Below are 22,126 nucleotides of genomic sequence, written 5' to 3'. Positions count from 1 at the left end.
TCCGCTCAGCAGCCCGGGCTCGCTCGCCGGCGCGATCGGACCCTGCCCAGCAGACCACGCTCGCCGACGCAACCGGCCCCGCTCAGCGGCCCGTACCCGGCGCCCAGCGCGCGCCCCCCGGCAGCCCTCCTCACGCCGCGCAGCCCGGCCGCACGTCCGGACCCGCTCACCCCGGCCCCCGTCCCCGACGCGCAGCCCCCCCGCAGCCCTCCTCACGCCGCGCAGCCCGGCCGCACGTCCGGACCCGCTCGCCCCGGCCCCCGTCCCGGGGGGCGCGCAGCCCGGTCCCACCCGGTTGCCGCTCGCCCCGCATCCCGCCACCGCCGCGCAGCGCGCGCTCGCCCCGTACCCCGCCACCGCCGCGCAGCGCGCGCTCGCCCCGCACCACCTCCCCACCCCTGCCCACTCCGCGCCGTACCGCAGACGGTGGACTCACAGCCGTGCCACAGCGCCACCACACGGGTGCGACAGGGGGCTTGAGGAGGGTCGGGTGCATGCGAACCGACTCTTCTCCCGGCGCCCTGCCGGCGCGGGAGCACCTCCCGGCCACAGACGCCGGTGCACCTGTCCTGGACGTGGTGATTCCCGTCTTCAACGAGGAGAAGGACCTCCAGCCGTGTGTGCTCCGGCTGCACGAGCACCTGACGCGGACCTTCCCCTACCCCTTCCGCATCACCATCGCGGACAACGCCTCGACCGACACCACCCCGCAGGTGTCCGCGCGGCTCGATGCCCGGCTCGCGGAGGTGAGGGCCGTCCGGCTGGAGCAGAAGGGCCGCGGGCGCGCGCTGCGTGCCGTCTGGTCGGCCTCCGACGCGCCGGTCCTCGCCTACATGGACGTCGACCTGTCGACCGACCTCAACGCGCTGCTTCCGCTGGTCGCACCGTTGATCTCGGGCCACTCCGACCTGGCGATCGGCTCCCGGCTCGCCCGCACCTCACGGGTGGTGCGCGGCGCCGGGCGGGAGTTCGTCTCCCGCTCCTACAACCTCATCCTGCGCGGCTCGCTCCAGGCCCGCTTCTCCGACGCCCAGTGCGGCTTCAAGGCGATCAGGCGCGAGGTCGCCCAGGTGCTGCTGCCGCTTGTCGAGGACACCGGATGGTTCTTCGACACCGAGATGCTGGTGCTCGCCGAGCGGGCGGGACTGCGCATCCACGAGGTGCCGGTCGACTGGGTCGACGACCCCGACTCCAGCGTGCGCATCGTGCGGACGGCGACCGACGACCTCAAGGGTGTCTGGCGGGTGGGCAGGGCTCTGGCCACCGGTTCGCTGCCGCTGGACCGGCTGACCCGGCCGTTCGGCGACGACCCGCGGGACCGCGAACTGACCGGCGTACCCATGGGACTGGCCCGGCAGCTGCTCGGATTCTGTGCCGTGGGCGGCCTGTCCACCCTCTTCTACCTGCTGCTCTACTCGGTCTTCCGCGGCTTCACCGGGGCGCAGGCCGCCAACGCGCTCGCCCTGCTGGTCTCCGCGGTCGCCAACACGGCCGCCAACCGCCGGCTCACCTTCGGGGTGCGCGGACGCGCCGGAGCTGTCCGGCACCAGGCGCAGGGCCTGGTCGTCTTCGGCATCGGTCTCGTGCTCACCAGCGGCTCGCTCGCCGCACTGAACACCGCGACGGCCGGCCCCGCCCACTCCACCGAGCTGGCCGTCCTGATCGTCGCCAATCTCGCCGCGACCGTGCTGCGCTTCCTGCTCCTGCGGGCCTGGGTGTTCCCGGAGCGCCGGGAGCGGCGCACGAGGGCCGTCGCAGCGAGCGGCCCGGCGTATCCGTACACCACCCATCCGGTCCGCGCCGGCGCCGCCCCGGACCGCGCCACCTGGGGGGACGCCACCCTGCGACCGCAGCCGGTGCCCCCGCACGACGCCCGTCAGGGGGACCTGCGATGACGACCACCACCGTGCTGCCCCCGCCGTCCGGTACGCCGGCGGCGGCCGGGTCCGCCGCACCCGGGCAGCCCTTCGTACGGCGGCTCTGGCGCGGCCGCCCCGAGGACCCCCGCTGGGTCCGCCCCGCCTTCCTCGCCGCACTGCTCGCCGTCGGCGCGCTGTACACCTGGAACCTCACCGCCTCCGGATACGCCAACTCCTTCTACTCGGCGGCGGTTCAGGCCGGCAGCCAGTCGTGGAAGGCGTTCTTCTTCGGCTCGCTGGACGCGGCGAACGCGATCACCGTCGACAAGCCCCCGGCCTCGCTGTGGCCGATGGCGCTGTCCGTGCGGCTCCTCGGGCTCAACTCGTTCGCGATCCTGTTTCCGCAGGTGCTGATGGCGGTGGCGACGGCGGGTGTGCTGTACGGGTCCGTGCGCCGCGGGTTCTCCGCCGCTGCCGGGCTGCTCACCGTGGCGGTCTTCGCGCTGACGCCGGTGGCCGCGCTCATGTTCCGCTTCAACAACCCCGACGCCGCGCTCGCCCTGCTGATGGCCACCGCCGTCCACTGCACCCTGCGCGCGCTGGAGGAGGCGCGGACCAAGTGGCTGATGTGGGCCGGGGCCGCGGTCGGGCTCGCCTTCCTCGTGAAGACGCTCCAGGCCTTCCTGATCCTGCCGGTGCTCGCGCTGGTGTACATCGCCCTCGCGCCGACGGCCCTGCGCAGGCGGATCGGGCAGGTGCTGCTCGCCGGGCTCGCGATGGTGGTCGCGGGCGGCTGGTGGGTGGCGGTCGTCGAGCTGTGGCCGGCGTCCTCGCGTCCGTACGTCGGCGGCTCGCAGAACAACTCCTTCCTTGAGCTGACGTTCGGCTACAACGGCCTCGGGCGGATCAACGGCGAGGAGACCGGCAGCGTCGGCGGCGGCCGTGGCGGCGGTCAGGGCGGTGGCTGGGGTGAGACCGGCTGGGACCGGATGTTCGGCCCGGCCGTCGGAGGCCAGATCTCGTGGTTGCTCCCGGCGGCACTGATCCTGCTGGTGGCGGCCCTGGTCCTGACACGCGGGCTACGGCGCACGGACACCACCCGCGCCGCCTTTCTGCTGTGGGGCGGCTCGCTGCTGATCACCATGGTGGTCTTCAGCTTCATGCAGGGCATCTTCCACGAGTACTACACCGTCGCCCTGGCCCCTTACATCGCCCCGCTGATCGGCATGGGTGCGGCCCTGCTGTGGCGGGAGCGCCGCCGGATCTGGGTCTCGCTGACACTCGCCACCGCGACGACGGCCACCGCGGCCTGGGGGTACGTCCTGCTGAACCGCTCCACCGGCTCCTACGCCTGGCTGAAGTGGGTCGTGCTGGTGGGCGGGCTCGCCGCCGCGCTGGGGCTGGTGTTCGCCGAGCGTCTCGGGCGCCGGCTCGCCCTCGGTGTCACGGCGTTGAGCGTCCTGACCGGGCTCGCCGGTCCGGCCGCGTACACGGTCACGACGCTGGGCGAGGGTCACACCGGCTCGATCGTGACGGCGGGTCCTTCCGTACGGGGCGGCATGGGCGGCGGTCCCGGCGGGGGCGGCTTCCCGGGCGGCGGCCAGAACCAGGGCCGGCAGGGGCAGAACCAGCCGGGGCAGAACCAGCAGGGCCAGGGCGGGCCGGGCCAGGACGGCGGCACGGGTGCGCCCCCGGCCGGCGGCACCGGCGGCGTCACCGGCCAGAGCCCGCAGGGCGGGAACGCCCCGAACCAGCAGGGCGGCACCTTCCCCGGCGGCGGCTCCCGCGAGGGCGCCGGCGGTACGGGCGGAGCCGGTGGCCTCCTGAACGGCGCCGACGTCACCGGCGAGGCAAAGGAGCTGCTGGAGAAGAACGCCGGTGACTACACCTGGGTCGCCGCCGCCGTCGGTGCCCAGAGCGCCGCGAGCTACCAACTCGCCACCGGGGAGCCGGTGATGGCGATCGGCGGCTTCAACGGCACCGACCCGGCGCCGACGCTGTCCCGGTTCCAGCAGTACGTGGCGGACGGAAAGATCCACTACTTCGTCGCGGGCGGTGGCGGTGGCGGCATGGGCGGCGCCTCGAACGGCACGTCGTCACAGATCACCTCCTGGGTGGAGGAGAACTTCAAGGAGGTGACGGTGGGTTCGGCCACGTTCTACGACCTGACGCAGCGAGCGAGCTGACTCCTGCCAGAAGGCCTCGCCTTGTACGGCGTACAGGATCTGTTCTACGGTGTACAGCATGTCGACGACCCCCCCTGCGCAGGCCGCGGAGCGGATCCCCGGGCCGGTCCCGACCGGTCACCCGCAGCGCTGGCTGATCCTCGGTGTCATCTGTCTCGCACAGCTCACCGTGCTGCTGGACAACACCGTGCTGAACGTGGCGATCCCCTCCCTCACCCAGGAGCTGGACGCCGCCACCTCCGACATCCAGTGGATGATCAACGCCTACTCCCTCGTGCAGTCGGGCCTGCTGCTCAGCGCGGGCAGCGCGGCCGACCGTTACGGCCGCAAGAAGATGCTGCTCGCCGGTCTGACGCTGTTCGGCATCGGCTCGCTGGTGGCCGGGGTCGCGGACACCAGCGGGCAGCTGATCGCCGCGCGGGCCGGGATGGGCGTCGGCGGTGCGCTGCTGCTGACCACCACGCTCGCCGTGGCGATGCAGATCTTCGCGCCCGAGGAGCACCCGAAGGCGATCGGTATCTGGAGCGCCGTCAACGCGCTGGGCTTCGCGACCGGCCCGCTGATCGGCGGATTCATGCTCGACCACTTCTGGTGGGGCGCGATCTTCCTGGTCAATCTGCCGGTCGTGGCGATCGGCCTGGTCGCGGTGGTGGCGCTGGTGCCCGAGTCGAAGAACCCGCAGGGTGACCGGCCCGACCTGCTCGGCGCGTTGCTCTCCACGATCGGCATGGGCTCGCTCGTGTTCGCGATCATCTCCGGTCCTGAGCACGGGTGGACGTCCGGCCAGGTGCTGGCCGCCTCAGGCGTCGCGGTGGTCGTCCTCGCGCTGTTCGGCTGGTGGGAGAGCAGGATCCCGTACCCGATGCTGGATCTGCACTTCTTCCGCGACCAGCGGTTCACGGGCGCGGTGGCGGGCGCGGTGCTGATCACCTTCGGGATGGGCGGCGCGCTGTTCCTGCTCACCCAGCATCTGCAGTTCGTGCTCGGGTACGAGCCGCTGGAGGCCGGCCTGCGGACGGCGCCGCTCGCCCTCGTCGTGGTGCTGCTCAACTTCTCAGGGCTGTCGGCGAAGTGGATGGTGCGGCTCGGCACGCCGGTCTCCATCGGGCTCGGCATGGTGATGATGTCGGGCGGGCTGGTGTCGATCGCGACGCTGGCCTCCGAGGGGTACACCGGGACGCTGCTCGGGCTGGTGCTGATCGGCGTGGGCTGCGCGATCGCCAACCCCGCGATGGCGCACGCCATCATGAGCGCGATTCCGCCCGCCAAGGCCGGTATGGGCGCCGGGATCAACGGCACGCTGGCGGAGTTCGGCAACGGCCTGGGCGTCGCCGTGCTCGGCGCCGTGCTCAACTCCCGGTTCGTGGCGCTGATTCCGGTGGCCGCGACGTCGCTGCCGGCCGCGCTGGCCTCGGCGGGGTCGTCCGCGGAGCGGCAGGAGATCACCGAGGCGTTCTCCTCCGGGCTGCGGACCAGCCTGCTGGTCGGTTCGGTGGCCGTGCTGCTGGGCGGGTTCCTGGCGGCCGCGTTGCTGAAGCGGGCGGAACGGGCGGACGCCTGAGAACTCCAGGGGCGCTGTCCCTGTGGCGGGTACCGGCCACAGGACGTGGCGCGGGCGGTTCCCCACGCCCCCTGCCGGGCGTCGAGGCCTAGCCTTGTGATCAGAACCCACTGTCGAGGAAGGTGCGCCATGGCGAAGGCAGCGGCGGGGCGGGCGGCGCGGACCAGCGTCTGGCTGGAGGAGAAGACGCGCCGCAGCGGCGGCCGGAGCGCTCAGCCGTCGGGCCTCGACCGCCGGCGGATCACCGAGGTGACCGTGCGGCTGCTCGACGCCGAGGGCCTCGCCAAGTTCTCGATGCGGCGCCTGGCCACCGAGCTGAACGTCACCGCGATGTCCGTCTACTGGTACGTCGACACCAAGGACGACCTCCTCGAACTCGCCCTGGACGCCGCCTTCGGCGAGCTGCGGCTGCCCGACCCGGACACCGCCGGGGACTGGCGCGACCAACTGCGGGCACTGGCCACCGAGTACCGGGCGCTGCTGGTGCGCCACCCCTGGCTGTCGCCGCTCGCGGGGACGTACCTCAACATCGGGCCGCATCACCTCGCCTTCCACCGTGTCGTCCAGCGGGTGATGCGCAGGACCGGGCTCCCGGCGCACGGCGTGACGGGCGCCATCTCGGCGGTCTTCCAGTTCGTCTACGGCTACGGCACGATCGAGGGCCACTTCTTCGCCCGCGCCGCGGAGACCGGTATGACCCCGGACGAATATTTCCAGGAGGCCATGAGTTCGGTGACCGACGTGCCGGAGACCGCCGAGGTCGTCGAGGAGTCCAAGAGTCTCATGGCGGCCCGCGGGGGCGACACGGTCGCGGAGATGATGGACCGGGACTTCGTCTTCGCCCTGGACCTTCTGGTGGCCGGCATCGAGGCCATGGTCGAACGCGGCTGACCGGCCCACCGTCTGCGCATACGCCCCTGTCGGCCGCGGGGTACTGCCCGGTGAGCAGGACGGAGCCGGTGCCCGTCGGGCCGGCCGCCGTGCCCGGGAGGATGTGCAGCCGCCCCCTCTCGTTGCCGTGGCGACCAGTCCGGCCGAGCCGCCCTGGTTGCAGGGGAGTCGGGTGAACACCCGGGGTTCCGCGCGTGCGGGGAGTCCTCAGTCGCCTTCGACCAGCCGCGCCGGGAATCCCCCGGTCGCCACCGGGCCCCACCGCTGCGGCGTCACCCTGATGATCGACTTGCCCTGCTTCACCATGGCCCGGCGGTACTCGGCCCAGTCCGGGTGCTCCCCGGCGATGTTCCGGTAGTACTCGACGAGCGGTTCCACGGAGTCGGGGGTGTCGATCACCTCGGCGGTGCCGTCGATCTGGACCCAGGGCCCGTTCCAGTCGTCGCTGAGGACGACGAGGCTGACGCGGGGGTCCCGCTTGGCGTTGCGGGTCTTGGCCCGCTCCGGGTAGGTGGACACGACGATCCGGCCCGAGTCGTCGACCCCGCAGGTCAGCGGCGACGCCTGGGGGCCGCCGTCGGCGCGGCGGGTGAGCAGCAGGGCGTGATGGCGGGGACGTACGAAGTCCAGGAGCTCGTCGAGCGAGACGCGGGTGCTGGTCGCGATGTTCGGTGCCATGGACGGCAGCCTAGGGGCGGCGGGGTCCATCGAGGCTGACCCTGCCGGGGGCAGGTTCACGCGCCGAGCGCCTCCGTCAGGCCGGCGTACACCGGAACGTCGCGCCGGACGCCGGTCACCTCCAGGACGCGGTTCGGCACGCCGCCGGGGGGCGCCACCACGCGGAGCCGGACGTGCGCCGGGAGGTGGTGGCGGACGTCCGAGACCAGGCGGGCGCCCTGGGAGTCCATGAACTCGGTTCCGGTGAAGTCCAGTACGAGCAGCCGCAGCTCATCGGCGCGGGCGTCGGCGACGGCGGTCGCCGCGGCGCGCAGGGCGGCGCCGTTGCCGAGGTCGATCTCGGCGGGGAGGGCGAGCAGGGTGCAGCCGGGCAGGTCGCGCACCCGGCAGGGGGTGGGGAAGGGGGTCACGGCACTCACCTGGCAGACGGCATGTGGCAGACGGCAGACGATCGTCCGGTTCCTGATTCCGAAGAGGCCGCTTCCTGACCCGTCGGCCCATTCCATCACGCCCGCCGCCCGGTTCAAAGGTGTCCGGAAAGACCGTCAGCCGGGCGTCACCTCACCGCAACGGAGCAGATAAAGTGCTGTCCGTCCTGTGCTCGCAGTCGGGAATGTGCTGCGGAGCTCTCCTGCGCACGGCTTTGTGGCCGCGCTCGCTGAAGAGGTTCGTGGTGACTGCGTCCGACTTTTCTGGTTTGCACCGTTTTCCGGCCGGTTTCGAGCTGGCCGAAGCGCTGACGGCAGCGGCGCAGCAACTCCATGAGACGCTCACCCCGGACACCACCCTGAACACCGCCGTGCGGATCGCGGTGCGGCTGCTGCCGGGCGCCGAGTACGCCGCGATCTCCGTGATCGAGCGGGACGGCGACCGGCGCACGGTGGCCTGGAGCGACGAGCTGGTGCGCGCCGTCGAGGCGTTCGGCGGCGACGGTGCCCGGCCGCCCTACTGGACCCAGCTGTGGAACGCCCCTGTCGTCCGGCTCGCCGACGGTCAGGCAGAGGAGGGCGGCGAAGCCCCGGCCGGTCCCGGGCTGCGCTCGGCGCTGGCGCTGCGGCTGCGGGCCGACCGGCGCAGCCTGACCGTCCTGACCGCCTACGCCCGTAAGCCGCACGTCTTCGACGAGGTGGCGACGCGGATCGGCCGCCTGTTCACCGCCCATGTCAGCATCGCCCTGGACTCCGCGACCGTGCGTGAGCAGCTCACCGAGGCCATGCGCACCCGCGACCTGATCGGGCAGGCCACCGGGATCCTGATGGAGCGGATGAACATGGACGCGGGGGAGGCCTTCGAGAGCCTCGTGCGGGCCTCCCAGCGGGAGAACGTCAAGCTGCGCGACCTCGCCCGCCGGCTCGTGGACGCGCATCCTCCGGCGTGAGCCGGGGCAGGCTCACGCCGACGGCAGCGACTTCCCCCGCACCGCCTGCACGTCCAGCTCCACCTTGAGCGTCGTCCCGATGGCGGCGATGCCCGCCTGCACGACCTGGTTGTAGTGCATGGCGAAGTCCTCGCGCCGCAGTTCGGTCGTCGCCCGGAACGCGGCCCGGGTGCCGCCCCAGGTGTCGGCGCCGGTGCCGAGGTAGGCGAGGTCGAGGTCGACGGGGCGGACGACGCCGTGCAGGGAGAGTTCGCCGTGCACCGTCCACCGGTCGGCCCCGGCCGCCGTGAGACCTGTCGACCGGTAGGTGATCTCCGGGTGCCGCTCGACGTCCAGGAAGTCGGGGGAGCGCAGGTGCCGGTCGCGCGTGCCGTTGCCGGTGTCGATGGTCGCGGCCCGGATGACCGCCACGACCCGGGACCTGGTGATGTCGTCCGGGGCGATCTCGATGGTGCCGGCGAAGTCCGTGAACCGGCCGCGCACGCTGGAGATCCCCAGGTGCTGCGCGACGGCGGCCACGCCGGAGTGTGCCGGGTCGATCGTCCACGGCCCCGGCGGCGGCAGCTCCGCCCCGCCCTGCCGGGACAGCGTCACCGTGCCGATCTCGGCCCGCCCGCTCGCCGTGACGATCGCGCCGGCGGCCGCGGGCATGTACCCGACCGCCGTGACGACGACGGTGTACGCCCCCGGCTCCAGCGGCGTGGCGTCCCGCACCGCGCCCTCGGTGTCCGCCTCGGCCCGCAGCACCTGCGTGCCCCTCGCGTCCGTCACGGTGACGACCGCGTGCGACACGGCCCATCCGTCCCGGGTACGGATCCTCGCGGTCAGTCCCATGGCCTTCATGACTCCCTGTACTGGACCGGCCCGTGACGGGGCACCCGCCACGGGCCGGAGCTGTTGCTTCTGCGTGCCTACTCGCCGGGGTGGGCGAGCGTGATGTCGTGGCTGTCGACGCCGGTACCCGTGACCGTCAGCGCGGTCGCCGCCGGCGGGTAGCCGGCCGCGATCACGGTGTAGTCGCCGCCGTCCAGGTCGGTGAAGGCGTACGCCCCGTCCGTCCCGGTCGTCGCGGTGCCGACGACGTTGCCGGCCGCGTCGACCAGCGTCACGCGCGCGTCGGCCAGCGGCCCGTGCGGAGCCCTGACGACGCCCTGCACCTGGGCCCCCGCGTCCAGGTCGACCTCGACCCGGGTGACGCCGGTGTTCGCCACCTCGACGGGCAGCGCGCGCGGCCGGAACCCGGCGGCGTTGACGGCGACCGTCACAGGGCCGGGCACCAGCTCGGCGAAGCCGAACTGGCCGTGTTCGCCGGTGGTCTGGCTGGCCAGCAGGTCACCGCGGACATCGGTCACGATCACCATCGCGTCCTTCACGGGCAGCGCGCTCCCGGCGGCCCGCACCACACCGGTCAGCCCGCTGGTGCCGCTGAGCAGGATGTCGTACGACACCGGCTCGCCACCGACGACGACGGTGGAGGCCTGCGGCTGGAAGCCGTCGGCGGAGGCGATCAGGACGTACGAACCCGCGCCCGGCGCGTCCACCGCGTACGAGCCGTCGGCCTGCGCGACCGAGCGGCCGAGCTGACGGCCCGAGAGGGAGATCAGCGTGACGGCGGCCTGCGGGACCGGCACGTTCTCGGCGCCGCGGACATGGCCGCGGACCGGGATGCCGCCGGGGACCGGCGGTTCGGTGGCCACGGCGACGGCGGCCGCGAGCCGCCGCGTGCCCTCGGGACCGGCCTCGGTGTCCGCCAGGACCGGCCTGCGCGGAAGCGGCTGAGCGGCGGGAGCGGCGGCCTGTGCCGGGATCTCGTCGTCGGCGGCCTGCGCCAGCGCGCCCTTGGTCCGCAGCGGGACCTCCTTGATGAACAGCGAGCACACCAGCGCGAGCAGCGCGACCGGCGCGGCGTACATGAAGACGTCCGCGATGCCGTGACCGTAGGCGCTCTCGAAGAGGGTGCGGAGCGGGCCGGGCAGGGCGTCCAGGTCCGGGATGCTGCCGCTGGAGCTCGAACCGGCGAGCGCGGCCGCCGACTTCGGGTCGAGGGCGGACGCGCCCTCCTCGACGTAGTCCGTGATGCGGTGGGTCAGCACCGCGCCCAGCGCGGAGACGCCCACGGCACCACCGAGGGAGCGGAAGAAGTTCACCACCGAGCTCGCGGCGCCCAGATCGCTCGGGGCCACCTGGTTCTGCGTGGCGAGCACCAGGTTCTGCATCATCATGCCGACGCCGAGACCGAGCAGCGCCATGTAGACGGCCACGTGCCAGTACTCGGTGTCGTACCGGATCGTGCCGAGCAGGCCGAGGCCGCCGGTCACCAGCACACCGCCGGCCAGCAGCCACGCCTTCCAGCGTCCGGTGCGGGTGATGACCTGGCCGGAGACGGTGGAGGAGACGAACAGGCCGCCGATCAGCGGGATGGTCAGGACGCCGGACATGGTCGGCGACTCGTCCCGGGCCAGCTGGAAGTACTGACTGAAGAAGATGGTGCCGGCGAACATCGCGATGCCGACGAACAGCGAGGCGAGCGAGGCCAGCGTGATGGTGCGGTTGCGGAACAGCCGCAGCGGCACGATCGGCTCGGAGGCCTTCGTCTCGATCAGCAGGAAGATCAGGAGCAGCGCGACCGTGCCACCGACCATCGCGTACGTCTGCCAGGACACCCAGTCGTACTTGTCACCGGCGAAGGTCACCCAGATCAGCAGCAGGCAGACCGCGGCCGTGATGAAGAAGGCGCCCGCCCAGTCGACCTTGACCCGCCGCTTGACGACCGGCAGGTGCAGGGTGTGCTGGAGGACTATCAGGGCTATGACGGCGAAGGGGACGCCGACGTAGAAGCACCAGCGCCAGCCGAGCCAGTCGGTGTCGGTGATGACGCCGCCGATGAGCGGTCCGCCGACCATGGCGGTCGCGAAGGTGGCGCCGAGGTATCCGTTGTAGCGCCCGCGCTCACGCGGGGAGATCATCGCCGCGAGGATGATCTGGGCCAGCGAGGACAGACCGCCCATGCCGATGCCCTGCACCGCGCGGAAGGTGATCAGCATCGCGGGGTCCTGCGACAGACCGGCCGCCGCCGAGCCCAGCATGAAGATCACCAGGGCCAGCTGGATCAGCAGCTTCTTGGAGAACAGGTCCGCGAGCTTGCCCCACAGCGGGGTGGACGCGGTCATCGCCAGCAGCGACGCGGTGACCACCCAGGTGTAGGCGCTCTGGCCGCCGCCGAGGTCCTGGATGATGTCGGGCAGGGCGTTGGAGACGATCGTCGAGGACAGGATCGCCACGAACATGCCGAGCAGCAGCCCGGTCAGCGCCTCCATGATCTGCCGGTGCGTCATCGGGGCGCCGGAGCCGTGCGAGCCGTGGGCGCCACCTCCGTGCTTGGCGTGGGCCCGCACACCGGCTGGTGTGGATGTTGCCATGGGCTTCCTTTTCTCTCTCACGTGTTTGCGGGTGTACGGGTGCAGTCGTCGAAGCTCGCCCGGAGCCGGGTCATCAGCTGGATCAGCCGGCCGACCTCGTCGTCGCTCCAGTCGCTCAGCCGCTGGGCGAGCAGGTGCGTGGTCCGCCGGGACAGCTCGTCGAGCTGGTCCAGGCCACTGGGGGTCAGGCGCAGGATGCGGGAGCGCTTGTCCGCCGGGTCCGGCAGGCGTTCGATCCAGCCCCGTCCGGCCACGTGCGCGACATGGCGGCTGGTGACCGACATGTCGACGCTGAGCAGCTCGGCGAGCCTGCTCATACGCATCTCGCCGTACCGGCCGAGCAGTGTGAGGACGGCGGCGGAGCCGCTCGGGCACTCGGACGGCAGGATGCGTCCCATCTCCCGTTTCACGGCCCCGAAGGCGCTGAACTGACGCGCCAGTTCCTCGTACTGCGCCCGCTCCGCCATGATCTCTCCCAGTTCAGTTGCTTAGAGCAACCATAGAAAGGTTGGTTGCCGCAGGCAAACTAAATCGGGGGTGCGGCCATAAAAACTTGGCAAAGGCAAGTATTGCGACCGTAAACGTGCAGGTCGGGTCCGGTGCGACCCCCACTTGGGCCCGTCAGGCCTTTTCGCTAGGGTCTCGGGGCATGGCTAACAACCCGGGTCCCCAGGGCAACCACGACCCCGCAGGCAACACGCAGATGTTCCGTGCCTTCGTCGACGAGGCCCCGCAGGGCCGGCAGCAGGCGGCCGCGCAGTCCGGCCCGCGCATCGGCCTGATCGTCGGCATCGTGGCGGCCGTCGTCATCGTCGCCGCGGTCGCCTGGCTCGCGCTGAAGTAACCGCCCCGTCACTCCCACCGGATCGAGACGTCCCGCGTCTCGACGTGCATGCCGAGCGGCACCCGCCAGGCGTCGACACACACCGTCCAGGTCCGTTCCCTCCGTGCGCCGGCCGCGATCGGCGCCGGGAGTTCCTCGTTCGACTCGATCGTCCCCCAGTCGACGCCGAGCGCGCCGATGACGTGCGTCCCGAAGGTGACCGTGCCCGAACGCACCGCGCTTGCGCCGGTGTTGTGGAAGGTGACGGTCACCCGCTCGCGCCAGCGCTTGTCCGCCGGCTCCCGCACCGGCGTGCCCATGCTCACCTCGGCCGGTCCTGACGGCGCCGGCCGGCCGGGCGCCGGTGTGGGGCCGGACGGGCGGGTGGGGGCCGGAGACGGTGGGCCTGCCGTCGTACCGCCGGGATCGGGGCTGTCGCCCGAAGTGGGCGCCGTGCGGCCGTCGTTCGCGGTGGCGGAGGGGTCGTGCGCGGGCGGCGGTGTCCGGCCCGGCGGCCGCTCTCCCGCGGGGGCGGGGACCGAATCTCCCGGGCTGTCCCGTGAGTCGCCCTGCCGGCCCGTCGTGTCCGGCGTCCCGGTCCCGTCGAGCGGTACCAGCGTGACCCCGTCCGGCGGGGTGCCCGCCGTGCCGGACGCCCTGGGCGGGCCGCCCGCCGCGCCGACCGCGACGTACCCGGCGTCGCCGCCACCGCTGCCGCACGCGGCCAGTACGCCCCCCGTGCACACGAGGGCCGCCGCGGCACCCAGCAGGGCACCGCGGCGGCGAGGCGACTGTGTGCTGAACGCGCTCCATGCCCCACGCATCGCGCCAGTGTGGCTGACGAGGCGTCAGGAAGGAAGCAGCGGGAAGGAGTCAGTCGGAGATGAGGCCCTCGCGCAGCTGCGCCAGCGTGCGGGTGAGGAGGCGGGAGACGTGCATCTGGGAGATGCCGACCTCCTCGCCGATCTGCGACTGGGTCATGTTGGCGAAGAAGCGCAGCATGATGATCCGCCGCTCGCGGGGCGGGAGTTTGGCCAGCAGCGGCTTGAGCGACTCGCGGTACTCCACACCCTCCAGCGCGCTGTCCTCGTAGCCGAGCCGGTCGGCCAGGGAACCCTCGCCGCCGTCGTCCTCGGGGGCCGGGGAGTCCAGTGAGGAGGCGGTGTAGGCGTTGCCGACCGCGAGGCCGTCGACGACGTCCTCCTCGGACACACCGAGCACCGTGGCGAGTTCGGTGACCGTCGGGGAGCGGTCCAGCTTCTGGGACAGCTCGTCGCTGGCCTTGGTCAGGGCCAGGCGCAGCTCCTGGAGCCGGCGCGGCACCCGCACCGACCACGAGGTGTCGCGGAAGAACCGCTTGATCTCGCCGACGACGGTCGGCATCGCGAACGTCGGGAACTCGACGCCGCGTTCGCAGTCGAACCGGTCGATGGCCTTGATCAGGCCGATCGTGCCGACCTGGACGATGTCCTCCATCGGCTCGTTGCGGGAGCGGAAGCGGGCCGCCGCGTAGCGCACGAGGGGGAGGTTGAGCTCGATCAGGGTGTCCCGGACGTACGCGCGCTCCGGGCTGTCCTCATCGAGCGCGGCGAGCCGCAGGAACAGGGAGCGGGACAGGGTGCGGGTGTCGATGTCCGCCGGGGCCTGCGGGACCGGGACCTCCGGAGCCGGGAGGGCCGGGGCCGGCACGGCTGCCAGGGCCGGGACGTCATCGATGGGGTCGAGCGCGTCGTGCGCGTCGAGCGCCTCGGGCGCTGTCTCGCTCTTGGTGAGCGTGAGCACCTTCGAGCTGCCCTGGTCTGCGGACATGCCACCCCCTTTGGGTCGCGGGACGGTCGCGGCGGACGCTCCTCGTTGCGGAGCGCAGCCTTCACCTGAATACCGGCGCCGGGGCACCGGCAAACGCGCTTCCCGCAGAATGTCACATGTCGGCAACGCGCTGTAGTGACATGTCGACATGCGAGATGCGAGAACCCCCTGGCAGAAGGGGGTCTGACGGATGTTCGGGGCGAAAAAGCCGCCAAAGGGCCTGGTGAGCGATTCGCTCTCCACGGTGACGTGTCGAGCCCGCTTTCGGTTGTGCGCCGGTTCGATTCGCGGCCGCGTGGTGATCCCGTTCGCTCTTGCGTTGGACGGGGTCCCTGGGTTAGGGCGTGTCGTTGGGATCAGGTCGCAGAGAATCGACGGTAGTTCGTCAGCCACGCGTCTGCGGCGTGCTCCAAAGGACAGGCCCTAGGCGTCGATGCGGTTCGCCGACCGCAGGCGCTGGAAGCTACGGGCGAGCAGCCGGGAGACGTGCATCTGGGAGACGCCGAGTTCGGCGCTGATCTGCGACTGCGTCAGATTGCTGTAGTAACGCAGCAGCAGGATCCGCTGCTCGCGTTCGGGAAGCTGGACGAGCAGATGCCGCACGAGGTCGCGGTGCTCCACGCCGTCCAGGGCCGGGTCCTCGTAGCCGAGCCGGTCGAGAAGTCCGGGCAGCCCGTCGCCCTCCTGGGCCGCCTCCAGCGAGGTGGCGTGGTACGAGCGCCCGGCCTCGATGCAGGACAGCACCTCGTCCTCGGTGATGCGCAGCCGTTCGGCGATCTCGGCGGTGGTCGGGGAGCGTCCGAACGCGGTGGTCAGGTCCTCGGTGGCGCTGTTCACCTGCACCCACAGCTCGTGCAGCCGGCGTGGTACGTGGACGGTGCGGACGTTGTCCCGGAAGTACCGCTTGATCTCGCCGACGACGGTGGGCATCGCGAAGGTCGGGAACTGCACGCCGCGGTCCGGGTCGAAGCGGTCGATGGCGTTGATCAGGCCGATGGTGCCGACCTGGACGACATCCTCCATGGGTTCGTTGCGGGAGCGGAACCGGGCGGCCGCGTAGCGCACCAGCGGGAGGTTGGCCTCGATCAGCGCCCCGCGCACCCGGGTGTGCTCCGGCGTGCCCGGCTCCAGCTTCTTCAGCTCGGCGAACAGCACCTGGGTGAGCGCCCGGGTGTCGGCGCCCCGGCTGCTGCGCTGGGGTGCGGGTTCGGGGGCGGGCGTTTCCGGGGCGACTGCTTCTGGGGCGGCTGCTTCTGGGACGGACGCTTCTGGGGCGGCTGCTTCTGGGACGGACGCTTCTGGGGCGGGTGTCTCCTGGGGCGGGGCTTGAGGCGCAGTACTGGCCGGCACGGTCAACTCCACCTCGTGATCCATCAACTCATCCGTCAAAAGCGGTCATAGCATCACAAGACATGTGCACTGTGTGCAAGCACCGCATAACGCCGTGTTGAGGGCAAGTTGGGGCATAAGGCGCATGAGAGCCCCCCACCGTTCCGGCGGGGGGCCCATGGCGGTCGGTCTAGAACTCGTAGTCCGCGATCACCCAGGTGGCGAACTCCCGCCACGGCGCGACGCCCGCCTGGTGCTCCGGGTGCTCCAGGTACCGGGTCAGCGCGGGCCGGTCGTCGAACGAGGAGTTGATGGCGAAGTCGTACGCGATGGGCCGGTCGCTGAAGTTCCAGCCGAGCTCCCAGGAGCGGATCTCCGGGATCTTCCCTTCGAGGGCGCGGAAGGTGTCCACGCCCGCGACCACGCGAGGGTCGTCGCGCTCGACGCCCTCGTCGAGCTTGAAGAGGACCAGATGGCGGATCATGACTTCCCTCCGTTGGCGACCCAGGTCATGAAGTCGCCGATGGCCTGCGCGGCGTCCGATATGCCCTCAAAGCCTATCTGCACGTAGTCAGCTGCCTTGGCGGGATCGGTGATGATCACGTAGAGCGCGAAGACCACGACGACATAGACGGCGACCTTCTTCGAATTCACCGCCACCGCGGCCTCCCCTGCGCCTGCTGTGCCCGTATGGAACGCCTGTTTGCCGGCCGCGAGTGTAGCTTCACGTCGTATTTGACGACCAACGGCGCGCTGAACGGCGACCGCACGCGGGGAGGCGGCGGGACGGCCGGCGCGGGATCATCGGTGCATGGACGTCACTCTTCACCTCGCACAGGACCCCGAGGCCGACGAACTGCTCGGACGCTCCCCGCTCGCCGCGCTGATCGGGATGCTGCTGGACCAGCAGATTCCGATGGAGTGGGCGTTCAAGGGGCCCGCGACCATCGCCGGCCGGATGGGCGTGGCCGACCTGGACGCGCAGGAGATCGCCGTGTACGACCCGGAGGCGTTCGCGGCGCTGCTCTCCGACAAGCCGGCCGTGCACCGCTACCCGGGTTCGATGGCGCAGCGGATCCAGCAGCTGTGCCAGTACCTCGTCGAGCACTACGACGGTGACGCGAGCGCCGTCTGGGCGGGCGTCGGCGACGGACGGGAACTGCTGAAGCGGCTTCAGGAACTGCCCGGCTTCGGCAAGCAGAAGGCACAGATCTTTCTCGCGCTGCTGGGCAAGCAGCTCGGCGTGACGCCACAGGGGTGGCGGGAGGCCGCGGGCGACTACGGCGCACCCCGGTCCTTCCGCTCCGTCGCCGACATCACCGGGCCCGAGTCGCTCGCCAAGGTGCGGGAGCACAAGCAGGAGATGAAGGCGGCGGCGAAGGCGGCCAAGGCCGCGAAGAAGTAGGGCCGCGCGTCAGTCGTCTGGACCTCTCCGGCGTGCGGCGGGCTCGGTCACGTTCCCAGCATGGAGCATGACCGAGCCACCGAGCGGGGCCCCGCGGGGAGCGGAGTTCGACGACCGGCACGTGCACGCCGCGCGTGACCCGCACACGCCGAGACCGCCGTACGAGGGTCCCGAACCGCCCTTCGAGGGCCCGCTGCACATGCTGTCCAAGGCGGCCTGGCAGGCGGTCCTCGTCACCGGCGTCGCGTCCCTGGTCCTGGGCGTCCTCGTCCTGATCTGGCCCGGCGCCTCGCTGGTCGCCGCCGGTGTCCTCTTCGGCCTCTACCTCCTCTTCAGCGGCGTCCTCCAACTCGTCGCCGCGTTCGGCACGCACAAGACGACCGCGTTGCGCGTGCTGGCGTTCATCAGCGGCGCCCTGTGCATCCTGCTGGGGCTGTTCTGCTTCCGCGGGGCCATGCAGTCGATCCTGCTGCTCGCCCTGTGGATCGGGATCGGCTGGCTGTTCCGCGGCATCACCCAGACCCTGGCCGGCGCCTCCGACCCGGCGATGCCCGCCCGCGGCTGGCAGATCGTCCTCGGTGTGGTGACCTTCCTCGCCGGAATCGTCCTGATCGTCTCGCCGTTCGAATCGGTCGCCGTCCTCACGGTGGTAGCCGGGTGCTGGCTCGTGGTGGTGGGCGTGGTCGAGATCGTCACGGCGCTGCGCATCCGGGGCCGCGCCCGTCAGGTTCCCCGCGAGGTGTGACGACCGTGCCCGCGACCTCACCCCCCACCGGCATATCCCCGCCCCCCGCCCCCGGTCCCCTCCCCACCACGCCCCCACCGGCCGCCGCCCCTGACCCACGACTGCCTGCCACCGCCACGGTGCTGCCGGGCCACGACGGCGACGCCCTGCGTGGCGTCAGCGGGTCGCCGCGCCTCGCCGCTACGTCGTCGGCGTCCGCCTCGACATCACCGGCTGCCGGCGGCGCGTGGGCGGCGTCCGCCGTGCCGTTGCCGGGTGCCGTCGGCTCGTGGGCGGCGTCCGTCATGTCATCGCCGGGTGCCGGCGTCCTGTCGTCGGCCGCGGTCGCCGCGTCGGCGTGGCCTCTTGCCGTCTCACACCGTCCCGCCTGGGCGGTGCTCCGTTCCGCCGGCGTCTCCTCCCGTCGCGCTCCTACGCCGAGCGGGCGGATTCCGCGCGCCATGCGATGGACGCCGTACCTCGGCCGGGGAGATGACCTGCTGTGAGCGCCTCCCCGCAGTCCCGTCGCGTCGTACGCCGGCGCGCCTGGCCACGGATGCTCGCGCTGCTGCTGGTGCTGCTTCTGCCCATGGCGCACGCGGAGGCGGCGGTCGGGCCCGTCTCCGTGGTGGCGGGGGAGGCGGTCGAGGCCGACGTGCTGGACACCGCCCTGCGGCCGCCGGGGCGGGGCGGGCATCGGCCCGTCGTGCCGCAGCGGCCCGCGCGGTCTCCCTCGCCGGGCGGGCGGATCACGCCCGAGCGCCCCGCCCACACGCCGACCGGGCCGCCGTACCCACTGCGGGCCCTGCGCTCGGTGGTCCTGCGCTGCTGACAGGCCTGTGTTTCCCCAGGCCAGTCGGTACGACGCAAGGAGTCAGCCATGCCCTCGGATCCCTACGCCGTTCTGCGCGCACTGGTACGCGCGGAGGCCATCCGTAACGAACCGAAGACGGAACTCAAGGACACCAAGCAGCCGCAGCAACCGCCGAAGAAGCGGGACCGCTGAGCCGTGGGCGGAGGCGGGCCCTACCGCCTCCGCCGCGCCGTCCCGAAGAGGGAGCGTGTGATCTCCCGCCCGATCTGGGTGCCGATGGACCGGGCCAGCGACCTGAACATGCCGCTTCCCACGACTTGTTCGACGACGGATTCCTCCCGCCGGGCCGTGCTCCTGCCCGCCCGCCGCTCCGGCTCGGCTTCCGGCGCCGGCCGCCGCGCCTTCGCCGCCTCCAGCTTCTCGTACGCCGATTCCCGGTCCACCGCCTGTGCGTAGCGGCCGAACAGCGGTGAGGACCTCACCGCCGCGTCCAGGGCGGCCGCGTCGACCGGGCCCATCAGGGACTCGGGCGCGCGCAGCCGGGTCGCGGCGACCGGAGTCGGGGCGCCCTTCTCGCTGAGGACCGTGACCACGGCCTCGCCGGTGCCGAGCTCGGTGAGGAGCTCTTCGAGGTCGTAGGCGGAGTCGGGGAAGGTCCTGACCGTCGCCTTCAGGGCCTTCTGGTCGTCGGGGGTGAAAGCGCGCAGGGCGTGCTGGACACGGTTGCCGAGCTGGGCGAGGACGTCGCCGGGCACGTCCTTCGGGGTCTGGGTCACGAAGAAGACGCCGACCCCTTTCGAGCGAATGAGCCGCACGGTCCGCGTGATCGAGTCCAGGAACGCCTTCGACGCGTCGGTGAAGAGCAGGTGCGCCTCGTCGAAGAAGAAGACCAGCTTGGGTTTGTCGATGTCGCCGACCTCTGGCAGATCGTGGAACAGATCGGCGAGCAGCCACATCAGGAAAGTCGAGAAGAGCTGCGGCTTGTCCTGCACCGCCGGCAGCTCCAGGACCGACACCAGGCCCCGCCCGTCCGCCGCCGTGCGCAACAGCTCCGCCGTGTCGAACTCCGGCTCCCCGAAGAAGGAGCCCATCCCCTGTGCCTCGAAGCTGGTCAGCGCTCGCAGGATCACCCCGGCGGTCGCGGTGGACAGACCGCCGATCGCCTTCAGCTCGGCCCGGCCCTCGTCGGAGGTGAGGAAGGCTACGACCGCGCGCAGGTCCTTGAGGTCGATCAGTTCCAGGCCCTTGGTGTCGGCGTAGTGGAAGATCAGGCCGAGGGACTGCTCCTGGGTCTGGTTGAGCTGGAGGACCTTGGCGAGCAGGACCGGGCCGAAGCTGGTGACGGTGGCGCGCAGCGGGATGCCGTGGCCGATGCCGCCGAGGGCGTAGAACTGCGCCGGGAAGCCGGTCGCGGTCCACCGCTGGTGCACCTCGGAGGAGCGGGAGCGGATCTTGTCGTTCGGCAGGCCGGGCGCCGAGATGCCGGACACATCGCCCTTGATGTCGGCGAGGAAGACCGGGACGCCCTGCGCGGAGAGCTGCTCGGTGATCAGCTGGAGGGTCTTCGTCTTGCCTGTGCCGGTGGCGCCCGCGACCAGGCCGTGCCGGTTCAGCATCGGCAGCGGGATGCGGACCTGGGCGTCCGGCAGGCACCGGCCGTCCCACAGCAGGGCTCCCAGATCCAGCGCGGGCCCGCCGAACGCGTACCCGGCGGCGATTTTCAGGGCCTCCTCCGGGAGGGCGGGAGCGCTGCCGGGCGCCTCGGGGTTGGTGGCCGCGGACACGGTCTCGCTGTCACTCATGTCAGACCCCTGTTCTGTTTTCACCCGAATTGCGGCATCTTTTCCAGCGTTGCACTCCCTCTCCATGGCTGCGCCCGGAAGGTCTTGACCGGTAGGCTTTCCGTGTGATCTTCAAGCGCATCGGAAACGGCCGGCCGTACCCCGACCATGGCCGGGACAGCACCCGGCAGTGGGCGGACGTCGCGCCGCGCCCGGTCCGCCTCGATCAGCTCGTCACGACGAAGCAGCAGCTCGACCTGGAGACCCTCCTGGCCGAGGACTCCACCTTCTACGGCGACCTCTTCGCGCACGTCGTGAAGTGGCAGGGCGACCTCTACCTGGAGGACGGTCTGCACCGCGCGGTGCGTGCGGCGCTCCAGCAGCGCCAGGTGCTCCACGCGCGCGTCCTCGAGCTGGACTGACCCGCCCCGCGCGGACCCCCGGAACGGCACCGGCCGGTAACTGCTTGGCCCTTTCGGGTTCTCCTGTGCGGCGTCCGATGATCATCTAGTAGGCATTGCCGCCCGAGCGCACTACGCTGCGCTCATGAGCATGCTGACTCCCCCTGGCATGGGCGGCCAGTACCGGATCACGGGGGACAAGTACCCGCGGATGCGTCCACCCCGTAGGCGCGGCAGGCTCGTACTCGTCGTCACCGCGTCCGTCGTCGTGATCGGCGTCCTGAGCTGGGGCACCCTCCAGCTCGTCGAGGTCTTCACCGGCGGCGACAGCGCCTCCGCGGCCGGCACCAAGGCGGGCTGCGCCGGCAAGGCGAGCCCTTCGCCCAGCGCGGCCGTGGCCGTGACCGTGCCGAAGCCTGGCGCCGTCACCGTCAACGTGCTCAACGCCACGACCCGCAGCGGCCTCGCCAAGCGGACCGCGGACGAGCTGAAGAAACGTGGCTTCAAAGTCGGCGAGGTGGGCAACGCGCCGAAGCAGTGGGACAAGAAGGTGAAGGGCACCGGGCTGCTGATCGGGCCCACCTCCGCCCTGAACACCGCACTGCCGGTGCTGGCCACGCAGTTGCCCGGCGCCGAGCGCAGCACGGACCGGGCCCGTAAGGGTCCGGCGGTCGACCTCGTCATCGGCAACGGCTTCAAGGAACTGGCGAAGAAGCCGGCCGCCGACCGGGCGCTGGCCGCACTGACCGCGCCGCAGCCGGCGGCCACGGTTGGGAAGAAGGGCTGCTGAGCGCAGCTACGTCCGCTGAGCCGACGCAGTAGCTGAACCCGCCCGCGCGGCACGGCCGCTTACCCGGCCGCCCCTGATGAATCCGCCTACTGGGCCGCGCACGCCCCTTGCTGGGCACGCGGGGTGCGCCTGACTGCTTGGTCGTCGGGTAAGCCCGCCTGCGCGGCACGCCGCTACGCCGGCTTTCCCGGCGGCGCCTGATGAACCCGGCTACTGGGCCGCGCACCCCCCTTGCTGGGCACGCGGGGTGCGCCTGCTGGCTCGGTCGTCCGGTGCGC

General features: G+C 71.8%; 23 protein-coding genes. 12 read left to right on the top strand and 11 right to left on the bottom strand.

Annotated elements, in window-relative coordinates; genetic code table 11:
* Window positions 1-494: 494 nt before the first annotated feature.
* From ACIHCM_RS04745 to ACIHCM_RS04730, 4 genes are all read left to right on the top strand, one after another.
* On the top strand, window positions 495-1,895 hold the full coding sequence (locus ACIHCM_RS04745) for a glycosyltransferase (RefSeq protein WP_399889087.1): 1,401 nt from the start codon (window positions 495-497) through the stop codon (window positions 1,893-1,895).
* Window positions 1,892-4,045 carry an ArnT family glycosyltransferase gene (locus ACIHCM_RS04740; protein ID WP_399889084.1) on the top strand — a complete coding sequence of 718 codons (2,154 nt, stop codon included), beginning with the start codon at window positions 1,892-1,894 and terminating at the stop codon, window positions 4,043-4,045. Before ACIHCM_RS04745 ends, ACIHCM_RS04740 begins: the two co-directional genes overlap by 4 nt.
* A 58-nt stretch (window positions 4,046-4,103) precedes the next feature.
* On the top strand, window positions 4,104-5,606 hold the full coding sequence (locus ACIHCM_RS04735) for an MFS transporter (RefSeq protein WP_399889081.1): 1,503 nt from the start codon (window positions 4,104-4,106) through the stop codon (window positions 5,604-5,606).
* Window positions 5,607-5,735: 129 nt separating this feature from the next.
* Window positions 5,736-6,497 carry a TetR/AcrR family transcriptional regulator gene (locus ACIHCM_RS04730; RefSeq protein ID WP_399889078.1) on the top strand — a complete coding sequence of 254 codons (762 nt, stop codon included), beginning with the start codon at window positions 5,736-5,738 and terminating at the stop codon, window positions 6,495-6,497.
* 207 nt (window positions 6,498-6,704) lie between these two features.
* On the opposite strand, the gene ACIHCM_RS04725 is transcribed toward ACIHCM_RS04730, so the two are convergent.
* On the bottom strand, window positions 6,705-7,175 hold the full coding sequence (locus ACIHCM_RS04725; protein ID WP_399889075.1) for a PPOX class F420-dependent oxidoreductase: 471 nt from the start codon (window positions 7,173-7,175) through the stop codon (window positions 6,705-6,707).
* Between the two features lie 56 nt (window positions 7,176-7,231).
* Window positions 7,232-7,585, bottom strand: coding sequence for an STAS domain-containing protein (locus ACIHCM_RS04720; RefSeq protein WP_399889072.1), 354 nt, complete (start codon window positions 7,583-7,585; stop codon window positions 7,232-7,234).
* A gap of 203 nt (window positions 7,586-7,788) precedes the next feature.
* On the opposite strand from ACIHCM_RS04720, the gene ACIHCM_RS04715 reads away from it, so the two are divergent.
* Complete coding sequence (locus ACIHCM_RS04715) at window positions 7,789-8,553, top strand: GAF and ANTAR domain-containing protein (protein WP_399890533.1); 765 nt, start codon at window positions 7,789-7,791, stop codon at window positions 8,551-8,553.
* Window positions 8,554-8,565: 12 nt separating this feature from the next.
* Here ACIHCM_RS04715 and ACIHCM_RS04710 read toward each other — a convergent pair whose 3' ends face one another.
* The 3 genes from ACIHCM_RS04710 to ACIHCM_RS04700 all read right to left on the bottom strand — a co-directional run bounded on the left by ACIHCM_RS04710 (window position 8,566) and on the right by ACIHCM_RS04700 (window position 12,439).
* Window positions 8,566-9,387: a YceI family protein gene (locus ACIHCM_RS04710; protein WP_399889069.1), complete on the bottom strand. Its 822-nt coding sequence runs from the start codon at window positions 9,385-9,387 to the stop codon at window positions 8,566-8,568.
* Window positions 9,388-9,464: 77 nt separating this feature from the next.
* Complete coding sequence (locus ACIHCM_RS04705) at window positions 9,465-11,972, bottom strand: MFS transporter (RefSeq protein WP_399889066.1); 2,508 nt, start codon at window positions 11,970-11,972, stop codon at window positions 9,465-9,467.
* A gap of 17 nt (window positions 11,973-11,989) precedes the next feature.
* Entirely contained in the window at window positions 11,990-12,439 is a 450-nt protein-coding gene (locus ACIHCM_RS04700) for a MarR family winged helix-turn-helix transcriptional regulator (protein ID WP_393113888.1), read from the bottom strand.
* Between the two features lie 182 nt (window positions 12,440-12,621).
* Between ACIHCM_RS04700 and ACIHCM_RS04695 the strand changes: the two genes are divergently transcribed.
* A complete protein-coding gene (locus ACIHCM_RS04695; protein ID WP_399889062.1) occupies window positions 12,622-12,816 on the top strand; it encodes a hypothetical protein in 195 nt (64 codons plus the stop codon).
* Between the two features lie 8 nt (window positions 12,817-12,824).
* Here ACIHCM_RS04695 and ACIHCM_RS04690 read toward each other — a convergent pair whose 3' ends face one another.
* The 5 genes from ACIHCM_RS04690 to ACIHCM_RS04670 all read right to left on the bottom strand — a co-directional run bounded on the left by ACIHCM_RS04690 (window position 12,825) and on the right by ACIHCM_RS04670 (window position 16,593).
* A complete protein-coding gene (locus tag ACIHCM_RS04690; protein ID WP_399889060.1) occupies window positions 12,825-13,619 on the bottom strand; it encodes a hypothetical protein in 795 nt (264 codons plus the stop codon).
* Between the two features lie 49 nt (window positions 13,620-13,668).
* Window positions 13,669-14,604 carry an RNA polymerase sigma factor SigF gene (locus ACIHCM_RS04685; RefSeq protein ID WP_399889057.1) on the bottom strand — a complete coding sequence of 312 codons (936 nt, stop codon included), beginning with the start codon at window positions 14,602-14,604 and terminating at the stop codon, window positions 13,669-13,671.
* A gap of 423 nt (window positions 14,605-15,027) precedes the next feature.
* Complete coding sequence (locus ACIHCM_RS04680) at window positions 15,028-15,978, bottom strand: RNA polymerase sigma factor SigF (RefSeq protein ID WP_399889054.1); 951 nt, start codon at window positions 15,976-15,978, stop codon at window positions 15,028-15,030.
* Between the two features lie 145 nt (window positions 15,979-16,123).
* Window positions 16,124-16,417, bottom strand: coding sequence for a Dabb family protein (locus tag ACIHCM_RS04675; RefSeq protein ID WP_399889051.1), 294 nt, complete (start codon window positions 16,415-16,417; stop codon window positions 16,124-16,126).
* Window positions 16,414-16,593 carry a hypothetical protein gene (locus ACIHCM_RS04670; protein ID WP_393113901.1) on the bottom strand — a complete coding sequence of 60 codons (180 nt, stop codon included), beginning with the start codon at window positions 16,591-16,593 and terminating at the stop codon, window positions 16,414-16,416. The genes ACIHCM_RS04675 and ACIHCM_RS04670 overlap by 4 nt, the downstream gene beginning before the upstream one ends.
* Window positions 16,594-16,744: 151 nt before the next feature.
* Here ACIHCM_RS04670 and ACIHCM_RS04665 point away from each other — a divergent pair, with 151 nt between their 5' ends.
* From ACIHCM_RS04665 to ACIHCM_RS04650, 4 genes are all read left to right on the top strand, one after another.
* Entirely contained in the window at window positions 16,745-17,338 is a 594-nt protein-coding gene (locus ACIHCM_RS04665; RefSeq protein ID WP_399889047.1) for an HhH-GPD-type base excision DNA repair protein, read from the top strand.
* A 67-nt stretch (window positions 17,339-17,405) separates the two neighbouring features.
* Window positions 17,406-18,083, top strand: coding sequence for an HdeD family acid-resistance protein (locus tag ACIHCM_RS04660; protein ID WP_399889044.1), 678 nt, complete (start codon window positions 17,406-17,408; stop codon window positions 18,081-18,083).
* A 481-nt stretch (window positions 18,084-18,564) separates the two neighbouring features.
* Window positions 18,565-18,894: a hypothetical protein gene (locus ACIHCM_RS04655; RefSeq protein ID WP_399889041.1), complete on the top strand. Its 330-nt coding sequence runs from the start codon at window positions 18,565-18,567 to the stop codon at window positions 18,892-18,894.
* Between the two features lie 48 nt (window positions 18,895-18,942).
* A complete protein-coding gene (locus ACIHCM_RS04650) occupies window positions 18,943-19,068 on the top strand; it encodes a hypothetical protein (protein WP_365450025.1) in 126 nt (41 codons plus the stop codon).
* 20 nt (window positions 19,069-19,088) lie between these two features.
* Here ACIHCM_RS04650 and ACIHCM_RS04645 read toward each other — a convergent pair whose 3' ends face one another.
* Window positions 19,089-20,678 (bottom strand): helicase HerA-like domain-containing protein, encoded by a 1,590-nt coding sequence (locus tag ACIHCM_RS04645; RefSeq protein WP_399889037.1) that lies wholly within the window; start codon window positions 20,676-20,678, stop codon window positions 19,089-19,091.
* A gap of 104 nt (window positions 20,679-20,782) precedes the next feature.
* Between ACIHCM_RS04645 and ACIHCM_RS04640 the strand changes: the two genes are divergently transcribed.
* Both ACIHCM_RS04640 and ACIHCM_RS04635 read left to right on the top strand, forming a co-directional pair.
* Window positions 20,783-21,079 carry a type II toxin-antitoxin system VapB family antitoxin gene (locus ACIHCM_RS04640; RefSeq protein ID WP_003991361.1) on the top strand — a complete coding sequence of 99 codons (297 nt, stop codon included), beginning with the start codon at window positions 20,783-20,785 and terminating at the stop codon, window positions 21,077-21,079.
* A gap of 148 nt (window positions 21,080-21,227) precedes the next feature.
* Window positions 21,228-21,848 carry a LytR C-terminal domain-containing protein gene (locus ACIHCM_RS04635; RefSeq protein WP_399890530.1) on the top strand — a complete coding sequence of 207 codons (621 nt, stop codon included), beginning with the start codon at window positions 21,228-21,230 and terminating at the stop codon, window positions 21,846-21,848.
* Window positions 21,849-22,126 lie beyond the last annotated feature (278 nt).

Source organism: Streptomyces sp. NPDC052023, from assembly GCF_044548465.1.
GTDB lineage: Bacteria > Actinomycetota > Actinomycetes > Streptomycetales > Streptomycetaceae > Streptomyces.
Note: the sequence above shows the minus strand (reverse complement) of the source record. Positions and strands in the feature narration are given on the sequence as shown.

What these genes read in the sequence shown, in the direction of transcription:
- ACIHCM_RS04690 (WP_399889060.1), bottom strand. Translation starts at nt 13,619, where the DNA reads ATGCGTGGGGCATGGAGCGCGTTCAGCACACAGTCGCCTCGCCGCCGC.
- ACIHCM_RS04745 (WP_399889087.1), top strand. Translation starts at nt 495, where the DNA reads ATGCGAACCGACTCTTCTCCCGGCGCCCTGCCGGCGCGGGAGCACCTC.
- ACIHCM_RS04735 (WP_399889081.1), top strand. Translation starts at nt 4,104, where the DNA reads ATGTCGACGACCCCCCCTGCGCAGGCCGCGGAGCGGATCCCCGGGCCG.
- ACIHCM_RS04695 (WP_399889062.1), top strand. Translation starts at nt 12,622, where the DNA reads ATGGCTAACAACCCGGGTCCCCAGGGCAACCACGACCCCGCAGGCAAC.
- ACIHCM_RS04705 (WP_399889066.1), bottom strand. Translation starts at nt 11,972, where the DNA reads ATGGCAACATCCACACCAGCCGGTGTGCGGGCCCACGCCAAGCACGGA.
- ACIHCM_RS04645 (WP_399889037.1), bottom strand. Translation starts at nt 20,678, where the DNA reads ATGAGTGACAGCGAGACCGTGTCCGCGGCCACCAACCCCGAGGCGCCC.
- ACIHCM_RS04660 (WP_399889044.1), top strand. Translation starts at nt 17,406, where the DNA reads ATGACCGAGCCACCGAGCGGGGCCCCGCGGGGAGCGGAGTTCGACGAC.
- ACIHCM_RS04685 (WP_399889057.1), bottom strand. Translation starts at nt 14,604, where the DNA reads ATGTCCGCAGACCAGGGCAGCTCGAAGGTGCTCACGCTCACCAAGAGC.
- ACIHCM_RS04650 (WP_365450025.1), top strand. Translation starts at nt 18,943, where the DNA reads ATGCCCTCGGATCCCTACGCCGTTCTGCGCGCACTGGTACGCGCGGAG.
- ACIHCM_RS04715 (WP_399890533.1), top strand. Translation starts at nt 7,789, where the DNA reads ATGTGCTGCGGAGCTCTCCTGCGCACGGCTTTGTGGCCGCGCTCGCTG.
- ACIHCM_RS04665 (WP_399889047.1), top strand. Translation starts at nt 16,745, where the DNA reads ATGGACGTCACTCTTCACCTCGCACAGGACCCCGAGGCCGACGAACTG.
- ACIHCM_RS04635 (WP_399890530.1), top strand. Translation starts at nt 21,228, where the DNA reads ATGGGCGGCCAGTACCGGATCACGGGGGACAAGTACCCGCGGATGCGT.
- ACIHCM_RS04740 (WP_399889084.1), top strand. Translation starts at nt 1,892, where the DNA reads ATGACGACCACCACCGTGCTGCCCCCGCCGTCCGGTACGCCGGCGGCG.
- ACIHCM_RS04680 (WP_399889054.1), bottom strand. Translation starts at nt 15,978, where the DNA reads ATGGATCACGAGGTGGAGTTGACCGTGCCGGCCAGTACTGCGCCTCAA.
- ACIHCM_RS04710 (WP_399889069.1), bottom strand. Translation starts at nt 9,387, where the DNA reads ATGGGACTGACCGCGAGGATCCGTACCCGGGACGGATGGGCCGTGTCG.
- ACIHCM_RS04725 (WP_399889075.1), bottom strand. Translation starts at nt 7,175, where the DNA reads ATGGCACCGAACATCGCGACCAGCACCCGCGTCTCGCTCGACGAGCTC.
- ACIHCM_RS04700 (WP_393113888.1), bottom strand. Translation starts at nt 12,439, where the DNA reads ATGGCGGAGCGGGCGCAGTACGAGGAACTGGCGCGTCAGTTCAGCGCC.
- ACIHCM_RS04675 (WP_399889051.1), bottom strand. Translation starts at nt 16,417, where the DNA reads ATGATCCGCCATCTGGTCCTCTTCAAGCTCGACGAGGGCGTCGAGCGC.
- ACIHCM_RS04730 (WP_399889078.1), top strand. Translation starts at nt 5,736, where the DNA reads ATGGCGAAGGCAGCGGCGGGGCGGGCGGCGCGGACCAGCGTCTGGCTG.